Below are 12,866 nucleotides of genomic sequence, written 5' to 3'. Positions count from 1 at the left end.
GGCGCCCTGCCACGCCGCCGGTCGGAGCAATCGGCGGGCCGGGGGCGCCGGGTGGGGTGGACTGCGTCACCCGGCCGTGCGCGGACGCGGCGCCGCCCGATCTGGAGGTTGTCCATGAACAGGCCGAACCGGCAGAGCCGGCTGAACCGTACGACGAGGCTGGGCGCCCTGGCCGCCGCGGCGGCCCTGGCGGGACTGGCCGCCGCCCCGGGCCCGGCCCGGCCCGCCCTCCCGGACGCCACCTCGCAGCGCTTCCTCCAGGAGGCGCTCCAGGCCGTGAACTCGGTGCGGGCGCGGCACCACGCGCCGCCGGTGGTCCTGGACCGGCGGCTCACCGAGTACGCGGAGCAGCGGGCCCGCGAGGTCTCCCGGTGGGAGGGCCTGTCCGCCCGGCGCGGGGCCCCCGCGCCCGGCACCGGGGAGGACCTGTACTGGAGCGGCAGCTCGGTCCGGGTGGTGCGCACCGCCGGGGAGGCGGTGGACGCCTGGTACCGCGAGGCCCGGGCGTACGACTTCGGGCACCCCGGCACCTCGCGCGGGACGGGCCGCTTCACCCAGCTGGTCTGGCGGGCCACCACGCGGATCGGCGCGGCCCGGGTGGCGGGGCGGGGCGCGCACTGGTTCGAGACGTACGTGGTCGTGGTCTTCCGCGGCGCCGGGAACGTGCCCGGGCAGTACGGGCGGAACGTCCTGGCCGCCGACCCCGGCCCGGCGGGGGGCTCCGGACCGGGCACGGGCCCGGGTCCGCGGCCGGGTGCGGGGAACGGGACCGGCGCGGGGAACGGGACCGGCGCGGGCGGCGGTCCGGGGAACGGCGGCGGACCGGGAGCGGGGAACGGGACCGGCGGACCGGGTGCGGGCGGCGGGACCGGTGGCGGTACGGGTCAGGGCGGGAGCGCGGGACAGGGCGGCGGCACGCGGCCCGGCACCGGCACCGGCACCGGCACGGGGAACGGCAGCGGGGCCCAGCCGGGTACGGGGAGCGGGAACGGCGCGGCCGGCGGCACGGGCACCCGGCCCGGCGCGGGCGCCGGGGGCCGTCCGGGGGCCGGTACCGGCCCGGTGACGGCACCGGGGAGCGGCTCCGCGGCCGCCCCGGCGCCGGAGGCGGGCCCCGTCGTCGGCAGCTGACGCCCCGCCCGCCGCGGCCCCTCCGGCGGGAGGGGCCGCGGCCGTGGGGGCGGCGGGTCCCCGGCGGCCCGCCCGCCACGGACTGCGGGAGGCGGCCGACGGGAGGAGACTGGGAGTGTCCGCCCCGCAGGGACGGCACGACGGGGGCAGGACGAGGAGGCGCCGGATGACCACGAGCCGCCCGCTGACCACCGAGGAGCTCCTGGGCGTGCTGGCCCGGGGCGACGCGCAGCTCATCGAGGGGCTCACCACGATGACCGCGGGCGCCTTCGAACGCTCGGGCCTCGACGAGGAGACCTACCTGCTGATACGGATCGCCGCCCTGATCGCCATGGACGCCTCCCCCGCGTCCTACCTGGTCAACCTGGGTGCGGCCGTGCACGCCGGGGTGCCGGCGGAGAGGCTGGAGGGCGTCCTGGTGGCCCTGGCCCCCCTGGTCGGCAGCGCCCGCACCGTCACCGCGGCCGGCAACATCGTCCAGGCCTTCGACCTCCACTGAGCGGGCACGCCATGACCGGTCCGACGGCCGCGGGCCGCACACCCCGGGAGCGGGCCGCCCGCGGCAAGGCCGCCCGGGCGCGCACCCCGCGCTCCCTGCACGGCGAGTTCACCCCGGCGCGGGGGCGGCCGCACCCGGTGGACGTCGTCGAGCGCCAGTCCGCGACCCGGCTGCCCGAACTGGTGCCGATCCGGTACGGGCGGATGACGGAGTCGCCGTTCCGCTTCTACCGGGGCGCCGCCGCGATCATGGCGGGCGACCTGGCCGGGACGCCGGACTCCGGACTCACGGCGCAGCTCTGCGGCGACGCGCACCTGCTCAACTTCCGGCTGCTGGCGACGCCCGAGCGGCGCCTGGTCTTCGACATCAACGACTTCGACGAGACGCTGCCGGGCCCGTGGGAGTGGGACGTCAAGCGGCTGGCGGCCAGCCTGGTCATCGCGGGCCGCGCCAACGGGTTCGACCGCCGGGAGCGGGCGTCCGTGGTGCAGGGCGCCGTGCGGTCGTACCGGGAGTGGATGCGCTCCCTGGCCCTCATGGGCAACCTCGCCGTCCACTACGCCAAGGCGGACGCGGAGGAGCTGCAGGTGCTGCTCCGCGGCCGGCTGCACGAGGCGGGGCGCCGGCAGGTCTCCCGGGCCGTCGCGAGGGCCCGCACCCGCGACAACCTGCAGGCGTTCGGGGCGCTCACCCGGCTGGTGGACGGCGAGCGCCGGATCACGCCCGACCCGCCGCTGGTCGTCCCGGTGGCCGACCTGCTGCCGGACCTGGAGCGCGGCGCCCTGGAGGACCGGATCCGCGGGCTGATCCTCAACTACGGCCGCACCCTCCAGTCCGACCGGCGGCAGCTGCTGGAGCAGTACCGGATCGCGGACATGGCCCGGAAGGTGGTCGGGGTCGGCAGCGTCGGCACGCGCTGCTGGATCGTGCTGCTGCTGGGCCGCGACGACGGGGACCCGCTGCTGCTTCAGGCGAAGGAGGCCGACCGGTCGGTGCTCGCGCCGTACGCCGGGGAGAGCGCGTACCCGAACCAGGGCGAGCGGGTCGTCTCCGGGCAGCGGCTGATGCAGGCCGCCAGCGACATCTTCCTGGGCTGGGAGCGGGTGAGCGGCATCGACGGGCGGCCGCGCGACTTCTACGTCCGCCAGCTGCGGGACTGGAAGGGCATCGCCGTGCCCGAGGCGATGGCGCCGCGCGGGATGCGGGTCTTCGGCGAGCTGTGCGGGGCGACGCTGGCGCGGGCGCACGCCCGGTCCGGCGACCGGATCGCGATCGCCGCCTACCTGGGGTCGGGCGACGTGTTCGACCGGGCGCTGGTGCGGTTCGCCGAGAGCTACGCCGACCTCAACGAGCGCGACCACCGGGCCCTGGTGGAGGCCGTGCGCAGCGGGCGGGTCGCGGCCACGCGGGCGTGACCCGGCCGCGGCACGGCCACGGCGCCGGTACGGGCGCAGGGCCCGTGCCGGCGCGGCGGCCGCGGGGCGCGGCGCGTCAGGCGCGCCAGGGGGTGAGCCCCCACCGCAGGACGTGCCGCTCCCCCGGGGCCAGCACAACGAGGTCCGTGCCGCTGCGGAAGGCGTCGGGCGGGCAGGACATCGGCTCGACCGCCAGGCCGCGGCGCCGCGCGCCCTCCGCCAGGGTGTCCCCGGTGAAGAGCTGGACCGCCCGGACGCCCTCACCGAGCCACAGGTCGGTGCCGTGCTCCCCCGACGGGTGGGCCAGGCGCACCGCAGGGCGGCCGCCGGGCCCGGCCTCCAGGCCGGTGTAGGCGGTGTCCAGCTCCAGCGCGCCGACGGGGCGCGGGGTGCGGAAGTCGTAGGGCGTGCCGTCCACGGGCTCCGGGTCGCCGACCGGGGTCCCCCGGTCGCCGGTGCGCAGCCGGAGGCGGGCGGGCACGGTGAGCACGGCCTCGTCGACCAGGTCCGTGCCGGCGGTGAGGTAGGGGTGCTGGCCGATCCCGTAGGGCGCGGCGGCGCCGGAGCGGTTGCGGGCCGTCACCGCGACCTCCAGGCCCCCGGGTCCGAGCGCGTACTCCGCGCGGACGTCGAGGCGGAAGGGGTACCCGGGCTGCGGCCAGACGGTGGCGCCGAGGACGACCCGGTCCTCCCCGTGCTCCAGCGGCTGCCAGGCGGTCCACCGCAGCAGGCCGTGGATGGCGTTGCCGCGGGCGGGCTCGGTGAGCGGCAGCTGCTGCTCGCCGCCCTCCCAGGGGTAGCGGCCGTCGGTGATCCGGTTGGGCCAGGGCACCAGGAGCTGGCCGCGGCCGCCGCTGATCCGGTCGCCGGAGGCGAAGCCGTCGAGCACCGGGCGGCCGCCGGCCTCGTAGTGGCGCAGCGCGGCCCCCAGCTCCACGACGACGGCGCTCTGGTCGCCGCGGGCGATGCGGAACTGACGGCCGGTGGGCGTGTCGTCGTCCGTCTGCGGCATCCGGCGCCTCCTTCTCGGCTGCGGGATCTCCCGGGGGACCTCCCGCGGGCGGGCCGCCGCGGTGCGGCCCGTCGGGACACCGTACCCGGGGGCGGCCGCCGTGCGGGCCCGGCGCGGCGGGTGTCGCAGGGCCGTGTGGGGGGCGCGCCGGAGCCGTAGGGGACCTCCCGGGGCCGTCAGGGGCCGGTGTCCAGGAACTCGCGGACGGCGAGGGCGGCGAGGACCGCGGCGGCGGTCCAGAGCACGACCCCCCACGTCGGGTACGACCAGGTGAGGAGCACGACCGCGGCCACGGCGAGGATCAGCGCCCCGATCCAGCGCTTGCGGCGGTGGACGAACCGGCCGACCGGGCCCGTGCGCATCCCGGCCGAGGCGGCCGCGCCGCGCAGCGCGCCGACCGCGCGGGCGCACCCCGAGCGGACGGCCACCGCGGGTCGCGAGGGGCCCTCCAGCCAGGCACCCAGGGCGGTGACGGCGGCGAGGGCCCCGAGCGCCCGCACGGCGGCCCGCAGGAACCGCACCAGCGCGTCGAAGACGGCCCCGGCGGCGGCCTGGGAGGTGCCGGGCGGGAGGCGGTCCAGGTAGAGGGCGCGGAAGGCGCTGAGGGAGAGGCCGAGGACGAGCATGGCCGCGGTGACGCCGAGGGCGGCGCCGAGCAGGGCCCGCCGGCGGTCGGCGGCGAGCAGCACCCCGCAGGCGGCGAGCAGCAGGGCCGCCACGGGGAGCCAGGTGCCGGCCAGCTGGAGGAGGCGGATCCCGGTGCGGAGCCTGCCGACGTCCTTCGAGGCGAAGACGGTGATGGTCGTGTGGACGACCGGGATCTTCGCGGCGGGGGCGAAGCCCGCCTTGACGAGTTCGTCCTTGGCCCGGGCGATGACCGGCCCGATGTCGACGGTGACCTGGTTGTCGGTCAGCGCGACGGCACCGCCGCCCTTCCCGGAGAGGGCCTTGTCGAAGGAGGCGTGGGCCGCCCGGTTGGCCTCGGTCCAGACGGTCGCGAAGGCGCTGCTGGTGACCACCTTGTGCACGGCGTTGCCGACGAGGTCGCTCAGCCCGCTGGTGATGGGGCCGCTGAGGCGGGTGATCAGGTCGGCGGCCTGCGGGGGGACGCCCTTCTGCTGCGCGGCCTTCGCCAGCTGGTCGACCAGGCCCTTGACGTCGATCCGGGCGACGATCTCGGCGGTGGCCCGGTCGGTGACGGCCTGTTGGACGGCCGGGTCGGAGGCCAGGGGCGCGACGGTGGCGACGTACCGGTCGGTGTCGTCGACGATGCTGTCCGCCCAGACGGCGACGACGGCGAGCAGGGAGAGGAGCGAGGCGGCCAGGATCAGCAGGAAGGAGGAGAGCGACCGCAGGCGGTGGTGGCGGGCGGGGGGCGGACCGGCGTGCTCCAGCACCTCGACCCGGTGGCGCAGCTCGTCCAGCTCGCGCGGCCCGCCCGGGTGGTCGGGGCCGTCCGGACGGTCGGGGCCGTCCGGGCGGTGGGGGCCGTCCGGGCGGTCCGGGCGGGCGGGGCCGCGGGGCCCGGCGGGGCCGGGGGGTTCCGGCGGGGGGCCGGGGGCGTGGTCCGCCATGGTCGGCCTCCTGCGTCCGGTGGGGGGTGGCGGGCGGGGCGGTGCGGCGGGCGGACCCGGCGCGGGACGCGGCAGCGGGGATGCGCCGGTACCGGTCCTCCCGTCGACGCAACCACCGGTGCGGCGGGGCGGCACGCCGTGGGCGGCTCCGGCTGCTCCGTCCGGGGCGGGGATCCGGCGGACGGCCCAGCGGCCCGGACGGCGGGCCCGGCGGTCGGGGGCGGCGAGCCCGCCGCCCCGGGCCGGCGGTGCGGGGTCCGGGGGCGGGAGGGGCCCGCCCGGGCAGGGGCCCGGGCGGCGGGCGGCCGGGCAGGGGGCGGCCCCGGCCGGGCGGAGCCGGCCGGGGCCGCAGGAAGGCGGCGGGAGGTCAGGCCTCGGCCGCTCCCTCGCCGGTCCGGGCGACCAGGGCCCAGATGATGACGACGTCGAGCGCGATCACCACGATGGCCCACAGCGGGTACCAGGGGAGCCACGCGAAGTTGGCGAGCATGCTCAGTCCGGCGAGCGCGACGCCGACGACGCGCGCCCACATGGCGCCGGTGAACAGGGCGCAGCCCGCGAGGGCGACCAGGACGCCGAGGATCAGGTGGATCCAGCCCCACCCGGTGAGGTTGAACTGGTAGACGTAGTTGCGGGTGACGACCAGCAGGTTGTCCTTGGCGAGGGCGGAGATGCCCTCGAAGATCGCCATCAGGCCGGCGAAGATCATGAGGACGGCGGCGAACATCGTCCAGCCCGTCACCATGGTGTTGACGCCGGTGGTGGCGCGGGGAGCCGTACCGGCTGCACCCGCCCCGCTCACATGACTGGCCATGTCGTACTCCTCCGGGGTGAGAGAAGACCTCACGCCGGCCGGTCGGGCCGGACGGCGACCCCCGTGTCCAGCGTGGCACCGGTTCACCCGGTCGGCATCCCCGTGGAACCGTCCGGCTCACGGACGTGCCCTACGGCCCAGCCGAAAGGCCCAGGCAGGAGGGCCCTTCCGTCGCCCGCGGCGGGCGGCCGCGGCACGCGGCCGTGACGTGCGGCCCGGTCCGGCCGGTGGTGCAATGGCGGGGGCGGCGGGACCCCGCCGCCGCGGGACCGTCCGGGGCCCGCCCCGCGCAGGCGGCCGGTGCCGCCGGAGGCCCCGGTCACCGGGGCGACCGCACTCCTGAACGGCGAGGAGCCGACGTGAGCGACGACGTGGACGAGATGGGGCCCATCGACTACCTGGTCGTGGAGTTCCCCGGCGGCCGGACGACCGGTGAGGGGATGCCGCTGCTGGTCGACCTCGTCGACCGGGGCGTCATCCGGCTCCTCGACCTGGCGTTCCTGCGCCGGGAGGCCGACGGCTCCGTCACCGCGCTGGAGCTGGCCGACCTCGACCGCGACGGGCGGCTCGACCTGGCGGTCTTCGAGGGCGTCTCCTCGGGGCTGCTCGGCCGGGACGACCTGGACGAGGCGGCTGCCGCCCTGGAGCCGGGCAGCTCGGCGGCGGTCGCGGTCTACGAGAACCTGTGGGCGGCGCCGCTCGCCGCCGCCCTGCGCCGGTCCGGGGCCCGCATGGTGGCCGGGGGCCGCATCCCGGTCCAGGACGTCCTGGCGTCGCTGGACGCCGCAGAAGCAGCGCCGGGGTCCGCAGGCGGCCCCCGGCCCACCGTGGGGAGGTGAGGAGCGTGCCCGGACTGATCCGCGGGGTCGCCCGCACGGCCGTGATCTCGGGGACGGCGACCGCCGTGTCCAACCGGGTGTCGCGGCGTCAGGCGGGCCGCTGGGCCCAGCAGGAGGCCGCCCAGCAGGCACCGGTGCAGCAGGCGCCGGCTCCGGCGCCCGCCGCGGCGCCCGGACCGGGCGGCGACCCGGTCAGCCGGAAGATCGACCAGCTGAAGGAGCTCGCCGAGCTGCGGGAGCAGGGCGTGCTGACGGACGCCGAGTTCGAGGCGCAGAAGCAGGCCGTGCTCAGCGGCTGAACCGCCGCGCCCGCCGCCCGCCCCGGGCACGCGGCCCGGACCGGGCCGCGTGCCCGGGGCGGGCGGCCCTCCCTGACCGGCCGTCGGACGCGGGCCGGCCACGGCAACGGAAGGGGCGAAGGACTCATGCCGGACAACGGGGGTTCCGACCCCGGGGCACCGCCCGGCGTCCCCGGCGGACGGACGAGCCCGTGGCTGGTGCTGCGCTCGCTGGCGAGCTCGGCCGCGACGGTCGCCATGCTGGTCGCCCTCTACTCCATCGCCCCGCTGGACACCCCCGTCGACGCCTGGACGGCGCTGGCGCTCGTGGCCGGGCTGCTGGTCTTCGGTGCCGTGGTCGCCCTCCAGGTGCGGGCGATCGTCCACGCGGACCACCCGCGCCTGCGGGCGATCCAGGCGCTCTCCTGCGTCATCCCGCTGTTCCTGCTGCTCTTCTCCGCGACGTACTTCATGATCGCCCGCAGCACGCCGGACTCCTTCACCGAGAGGCTGGGCCGCACGGACGCGCTGTACTTCACGATCACCGTCTTCGCGACGGTGGGCTTCGGCGACATCGCCCCGGTGACGGCGGACGCCCGGATCGCGACCACGGTCCAGATGGTGCTCGACGTGCTCCTCGTGGGTGTGATCGCCAAGGTGCTCCTGGGCGCGGTGCAGATCGGCCTGCGGCGCCGGGGGGCGCAGGCGGGGTCCGCCGGAACGAAGGAGGCCGCCGGAGACCCGGGCGGCACGGGCGGCACGGGCGGCACGGGCGGCACGGGCGGCTGAGGGCGCGGGTCCCCTGCCGCACGGCCCGGGGCGTCCGGGACCCGCGCGGGTGCCCCGGGAGGCGGCTCCCGGGGTGCCGGAAGCCCGCCGGTCGCCGACGCTGGGGGAAGGTGCCGGCCGTGCCCCCGCGGCCGAACGGGCGAGGAGACGCGCGGATGGCCCAGTCGAGCAGGGAACCGCAGGGGCCGGCCTCACCGAGGGGGGCGCAGGCCGGAGCGGCGGAGCGGGAGGCCGTCCGGCCGGTCCAGGCCCCCGAGACCGTGGAGCTCCACGACCTGCTGCGGACCTCCGGCTACCGGCGCATGCTGCTGCTGTCCGCCCTGGTGGGCATCCCCGTGTCGCTGCTCGCCTTCGGGTTCGTCGCCCTGGAGCACGAGATGCAGCACGGCGTGTGGGTGTCGCTGCCGCACGCGCTCGGCCTGTCCGCCCCGCCCTGGTGGTGGCCGCTGCCGTGCCTGACGCTGGCCGGCCTGCTGGTGGCGCCGTGCGTCACCCGGCTGCCCGGCCACGGCGGGCACGTCCCCGCGGCGGGGTTCGGCGCGGGCGGGCCCTCGCTGCCGTCGCACGTGCCGGGCGTGGTGCTGGCCGCGCTCGCGAGCCTCTCCCTCGGCGCGGTGCTGGGCCCGGAGGCGCCGCTGATGGCGCTGGGCAGCGGGCTGGCGCTGGCGGTCGTGCGGTCGGCGCAGCGGGCCGAGGCGCCGCAGCTGGCCACGGTCCTGGGCACGGCGGGTTCGGCCGCGGCCATCTCGACGATCTTCGGCAGTCCGCTGGTGGCGGCGGTGCTGCTGATCGAGGCGGCGGGCATCGGCGGGCCTCAGCTGTTCGCGCTGATCCTGCCGAGCCTGCTGGCCAGCGGGGTGGGCGCGCTGGTCTTCACCGGGTTCGGCCGGTGGACGGGCCTGGACGTCGGCTCGCTGAAACTGCCGCTGGAGGCCCCGGTGCCCCACCTGGACACGGGCGACTTCCTGTGGGGGCTCCCGCTGGCCGCCCTCGTCGCCGCCGGTGTGGCGGGCCTGACCACGCTCGGCCGCCGCACCGCCGCCTGGACGGGGCGGCGCACCGTGGAGCGGACAGTGCTGTGCGCGGCGGCGGTCGGCGTCTGCATCGCCGCGTACGCCCTGGCGACCGGGCGCGACCCCGCCGAGGCCGCCCTCTCCGGCCAGAGCACCCTGGCCGTGCTGGCGGGCGACCCGCACGCGTGGCCGGTCTCGGCGCTGCTGCTGCTCGTGCTCTTCAAGGGGCTGGGCTGGGCGGTGTCGCTGGGCAGCCTGCGCGGCGGCCCGATCTTCCCCTCGATCCTGCTCGGGGCCGCGTTCGGGACGGCGTGCTCGGGCCTGCCCGGCTTCGGCACGGTGCCCGCCATGGCCGCGGGGCTCACCGCGGCCGCCACCGCCGTCATGCGGCTGCCGGTCTCGGCCGTGGTGCTCTCCTCGCTGCTGCTCGGCAAGGACGCGGCGGAGGACATCCCGCTGGTCGTCCTCGCGGCGGTCGTGGGCTTCGCCGTCGGCGAGCTGCTGCGCAACCGGACGCACGGGGAGGACGCGGCGGCACCGCCCGCACCGCCCGCACCGGGGGCGCCGGGGGCGGGCGGCGGACCGGGGCCGGGCGGACCGGCGCACACCGGACCGTGACCGCCGCCCGTGCGCCCGCCGCCCGGCTGCGGCGGCGGGACCCGGACCTGCTGGCGGTCCGGCACGGCGTCCGGGCGGACGGCCGTCCACCTGGCCGACGTCCGGACGTGGCTGGGTGCGGTCGGCCGCAACCTCGGCGGGCTGTCCCCGGACAGCGGGGCCGCGCCCGCGGCGGCGGGCCCGGGGCGGCCGGGGGCCGCGGCGGGCGGGCCGGCCGGGAACGGACCGGTCAGGAGCGTCAGGAGCGGTGGCGGGGAGGCGCGGGGCGGTCGCGGTAGCGGAGGCCGCCCATGAGGAAGAGCAGCGTCCCGGCGCAGACGGCCAGGACCAGCAGCGCGTAGCCGATCATCTGGAGGGCGATCATCGCGGGCCCCTTCCGCCGGGCGGTGTGCCCGGTACGGACCCATTAAGGCACGGCAGGGCGGGTGGTGCAGAAGTCTGCGACGATCGAGGTTGCGGGGGCCGTGCGTGCGGGAGGTGAGCCGACCGGTGTCCGAGCGAGACGTGCTCATGCGGCTCGACACCCGGGGCGTCGTGGTGGAGTGGAGCCCCGAGGCCGAGCGGCTCCTCGGCCGCACCGCGGCGGAGGCGCTGGGCAGGGCGGCCGCCGCGCTGGGCCCGTTCCCCGACGGGGCGGCGGACCTGCGCCTGGAGGTCCGGCCGGTGCCCCGGGCGGACGGGGCGGCCGTGTGGGAGGTGACCGCCCGCCCGGCGGGGGCGGACCGCGGGGGCGAGGGAAGCGGGGACGGCGGGGACGCGGCGGCCGGCGGCCTCGGGGCCGCCCTGGTGGAGGCGCTCTTCACCCAGTCGCCCGTCGGCCTGCACCTCCTCGACCCGGAACTGCGCCTCCTTCGCTTCAACGCCGCGGCCTCCGGGGTGCAGGGCGCGGATCCGGCCGCCCTGCTGGGCCATCCGGTGACCGAGGTCTACCCGCTGTGCGAGCCGACCCGGGCCGAACCGATGCTGCGCAAGGTCCTCGCCACCGGGATGCCCGTGCGGAACCACCTGGTGCGCTGCGGCACGGTGGCCGAACCCGACCGCAAACGGTCCTTCGCCCTGTCGGCCTTCCGGCTGCTGGGCAGGGACCGGCGGGTGCTGGGCCTGGCCGTGTCCGTGGTGGACGTGACCGAACAGGAGCGGGCCCGGGCCCGCCTGGTCCTGCTGGGCCAGGCGCGGACGGCCATCGGGCGCACCATGGACATGATGCGGACCGCCGACGAGCTGGCGGGGGTCACGACCCCGGGATTCGCCGACGCGACCGCCGTGGACCTCCTCGACTCCCTCGCTCGGGGCTCCGACCCTCCGTCCGGGCCCGTCGACCCCGACGTGCCCCTGCGCCGGGCGGCCTTCCGCTCCCGGCACGGGCTGCCGGGCACCCGGCCGGTGGGGAACGTGGGCCGGTACCCCTACCCGACGCCGTTCACCCAGAGCCTGGCCGACCGGCAGCCGCGCCTGGTCCGCAGTCTGGACGACGAGGGGCAGGCCTGGCTGGCCCGGGACCCCGAGCGGGCCCGGCAGCTGCGCGCCGCCGGCGTCCACTCGCTGGTCGTGGTGCCGCTGGTCCTCCGGGGCGCGGTGCTGGGCCTGGCCGCCTTCTACCGGTCGGGCGACTCGGAGCCGTACGACCAGGACGACCTGCCCGTGGCCGCCGACCTCGCCGCCCGCACGGCGCTGTGCGTCGACAACGCCCGGCGGTACACCCGCGAGCACATGGTCGCCGTGACGCTGCAGCGCGAGCTGGTCCGCTGCACGCTGCCCGAGCAGGCCGCGGCGGAGATCGCCCACTACTACCTGCCGGCCGGGGCGGGCGGCGACTGGTTCGACGTCATCCCGCTCTCCGGCGCCCGGGTGGCCCTCGTCGTCGGCGACGTGGCCGGGCACGGGCTGCGGGCGGCCGCCACCATGGCGCGGCTGCGCACCGCGATCGACGCGCTGGCCGTCCTCGACCTGGAGCCCGATGAGCTCCTGGCCCGCCTCGACGACACCGCCCTGCGCATCGCGGAGGAGGGCTCGGACTGGCCGCCGACCCCGTCCGGGGGCTCCGACCTGCTGCTCGCCACCTGCCTGTACACGGTGTACGACCCCCTGTCGCGGCGGTTCACCGCCGCCAGCGCCGGCCATCCGGCGCCGCTGCTGACACGCCCCGACGGGACGGTCGAGGAGGTGGGCGTCCCCGTGGGGCCGCCCCTCGGCAAGGGCGGCCTGCCGTTCGACGCCGTGGAGCTGGAGCTGGCCGAGGGCAGCCTGCTCACGCTGTACACGCCCGGGCTGCTGCGCGGCGCGACGACCGGCGAGGCCGGCCGGCCGGGCGGCACGACCGAGCTGCTGCGCAGGGCGGTGGCCCGGCACGACCGGCCGCTGCGGGCGATCCGGGACGAGGCCGTCTACGGGCTGCTCCCCTCCCGCCCGGAGGACGACGCCGTCCTGCTGCTGGCCCGCACCCGGACCCTGGACCCCGCACGGGTCGCCACCTGGTCGCTGCCCTTCGAGACGTCGTCGGCCGCGGCGGCGCGGCGCCTGGTGCGGGAGCGGCTGGCCGCGTGGGGATTGGGCGAGGAGGCGTCCGCCGCCGAGCTCGTCGTCAGCGAGCTGGTCACCAACGCGGTCCGCCACGGGGCGGCGCCGCTGCGGCTGCGGCTCATCCGCGACCGGGCGCTGACCTGCGAGGTCTTCGACGGCAGCGACAACGCGCCGCGGCTGCGGCACGCCCGCGCCAACGACGAGGGCGGGCGGGGCCTGTTCATCGTGGCCCGGCTGGCCCAGGGGTGGGGCACCCGCTACACCTCGGGCGGCAAGGTCATCTGGGCGCAGCTGGCCGCGGGCCAGGCGCCCGGGGAGGACCCGGACGGAGGACAGCGGTAGGCGCCGGGTGACGGGCCCGGCA

Annotated in this window: 12 protein-coding genes; 8 read left to right on the top strand and 4 right to left on the bottom strand. The window is 78.1% G+C overall.

Features of this window, described 5'->3' with window-relative positions:
• Positions 1-114: 114 nt before the first annotated feature.
• The 3 genes from ACFY07_RS12120 (at position 115) to ACFY07_RS12110 (ending at position 3,045) form a co-directional block, all read left to right on the top strand.
• On the top strand, positions 115-1,131 hold the full coding sequence (locus tag ACFY07_RS12120) for a CAP family protein (protein WP_390868564.1): 1,017 nt from the start codon (positions 115-117) through the stop codon (positions 1,129-1,131).
• A 166-nt stretch (positions 1,132-1,297) separates the two neighbouring features.
• Complete coding sequence (locus tag ACFY07_RS12115; RefSeq protein WP_230654142.1) at positions 1,298-1,630, top strand: carboxymuconolactone decarboxylase family protein; 333 nt, start codon at positions 1,298-1,300, stop codon at positions 1,628-1,630.
• 11 nt (positions 1,631-1,641) lie between these two features.
• Positions 1,642-3,045: a DUF2252 domain-containing protein gene (locus ACFY07_RS12110; RefSeq protein WP_390868563.1), complete on the top strand. Its 1,404-nt coding sequence runs from the start codon at positions 1,642-1,644 to the stop codon at positions 3,043-3,045.
• 76 nt (positions 3,046-3,121) lie between these two features.
• Here ACFY07_RS12110 and ACFY07_RS12105 read toward each other — a convergent pair whose 3' ends face one another.
• The 3 genes from ACFY07_RS12105 to ACFY07_RS12095 form a co-directional block, all read right to left on the bottom strand.
• Positions 3,122-4,057, bottom strand: coding sequence for an aldose 1-epimerase family protein (locus tag ACFY07_RS12105; RefSeq protein ID WP_390868562.1), 936 nt, complete (start codon positions 4,055-4,057; stop codon positions 3,122-3,124).
• 176 nt (positions 4,058-4,233) lie between these two features.
• Positions 4,234-5,631: a hypothetical protein gene (locus ACFY07_RS12100; protein ID WP_390868561.1), complete on the bottom strand. Its 1,398-nt coding sequence runs from the start codon at positions 5,629-5,631 to the stop codon at positions 4,234-4,236.
• Positions 5,632-5,998: 367 nt separating this feature from the next.
• The gene (locus ACFY07_RS12095; RefSeq protein WP_374228200.1) at positions 5,999-6,445 is read right to left on the bottom strand and encodes a hypothetical protein; all 447 of its coding nucleotides are present in this window, start codon (positions 6,443-6,445) and stop codon (positions 5,999-6,001) included.
• A 380-nt stretch (positions 6,446-6,825) separates the two neighbouring features.
• On the opposite strand from ACFY07_RS12095, the gene ACFY07_RS12090 reads away from it, so the two are divergent.
• The 4 genes from ACFY07_RS12090 (at position 6,826) to ACFY07_RS12075 (ending at position 9,982) form a co-directional block, all read left to right on the top strand.
• Positions 6,826-7,284 carry a DUF6325 family protein gene (locus tag ACFY07_RS12090; protein ID WP_390868726.1) on the top strand — a complete coding sequence of 153 codons (459 nt, stop codon included), beginning with the start codon at positions 6,826-6,828 and terminating at the stop codon, positions 7,282-7,284.
• Positions 7,285-7,289: 5 nt separating this feature from the next.
• Positions 7,290-7,583, top strand: coding sequence for an SHOCT domain-containing protein (locus ACFY07_RS12085; protein WP_390868560.1), 294 nt, complete (start codon positions 7,290-7,292; stop codon positions 7,581-7,583).
• Between the two features lie 126 nt (positions 7,584-7,709).
• Positions 7,710-8,351: a potassium channel family protein gene (locus tag ACFY07_RS12080; RefSeq protein ID WP_390868559.1), complete on the top strand. Its 642-nt coding sequence runs from the start codon at positions 7,710-7,712 to the stop codon at positions 8,349-8,351.
• A gap of 155 nt (positions 8,352-8,506) precedes the next feature.
• Entirely contained in the window at positions 8,507-9,982 is a 1,476-nt protein-coding gene (locus ACFY07_RS12075) for a chloride channel protein (RefSeq protein WP_390868558.1), read from the top strand.
• A gap of 238 nt (positions 9,983-10,220) precedes the next feature.
• On the opposite strand, the gene ACFY07_RS12070 is transcribed toward ACFY07_RS12075, so the two are convergent.
• Positions 10,221-10,346, bottom strand: a complete 126-nt coding sequence (locus ACFY07_RS12070) for a hypothetical protein (RefSeq protein WP_255744560.1) — start codon at positions 10,344-10,346, stop codon at positions 10,221-10,223.
• Positions 10,347-10,471: 125 nt separating this feature from the next.
• Here ACFY07_RS12070 and ACFY07_RS12065 point away from each other — a divergent pair, with 125 nt between their 5' ends.
• Entirely contained in the window at positions 10,472-12,844 is a 2,373-nt protein-coding gene (locus ACFY07_RS12065; protein WP_390868557.1) for a SpoIIE family protein phosphatase, read from the top strand.
• Positions 12,845-12,866 lie beyond the last annotated feature (22 nt).

Origin of the sequence: Streptomyces sp. NPDC001380, assembly GCF_042895785.1 — a bacterium.
Taxonomy (GTDB): domain Bacteria; phylum Actinomycetota; class Actinomycetes; order Streptomycetales; family Streptomycetaceae; genus Peterkaempfera.
This window is presented reverse-complemented; position numbering and strand designations above follow the sequence as displayed.

Coding starts and splice junctions, on each gene's coding strand:
- ACFY07_RS12120 (WP_390868564.1), top strand. CDS start 115: ATGAACAGGCCGAACCGGCAGAGCCGGCTGAACCGTACGACGAGGCTG.
- ACFY07_RS12115 (WP_230654142.1), top strand. CDS start 1,298: ATGACCACGAGCCGCCCGCTGACCACCGAGGAGCTCCTGGGCGTGCTG.
- ACFY07_RS12110 (WP_390868563.1), top strand. CDS start 1,642: ATGACCGGTCCGACGGCCGCGGGCCGCACACCCCGGGAGCGGGCCGCC.
- ACFY07_RS12105 (WP_390868562.1), bottom strand. CDS start 4,057: ATGCCGCAGACGGACGACGACACGCCCACCGGCCGTCAGTTCCGCATC.
- ACFY07_RS12100 (WP_390868561.1), bottom strand. CDS start 5,631: ATGGCGGACCACGCCCCCGGCCCCCCGCCGGAACCCCCCGGCCCCGCC.
- ACFY07_RS12095 (WP_374228200.1), bottom strand. CDS start 6,445: ATGGCCAGTCATGTGAGCGGGGCGGGTGCAGCCGGTACGGCTCCCCGC.
- ACFY07_RS12090 (WP_390868726.1), top strand. CDS start 6,826: ATGGGGCCCATCGACTACCTGGTCGTGGAGTTCCCCGGCGGCCGGACG.
- ACFY07_RS12080 (WP_390868559.1), top strand. CDS start 7,710: ATGCCGGACAACGGGGGTTCCGACCCCGGGGCACCGCCCGGCGTCCCC.
- ACFY07_RS12075 (WP_390868558.1), top strand. CDS start 8,507: ATGGCCCAGTCGAGCAGGGAACCGCAGGGGCCGGCCTCACCGAGGGGG.
- ACFY07_RS12070 (WP_255744560.1), bottom strand. CDS start 10,346: ATGATCGCCCTCCAGATGATCGGCTACGCGCTGCTGGTCCTGGCCGTC.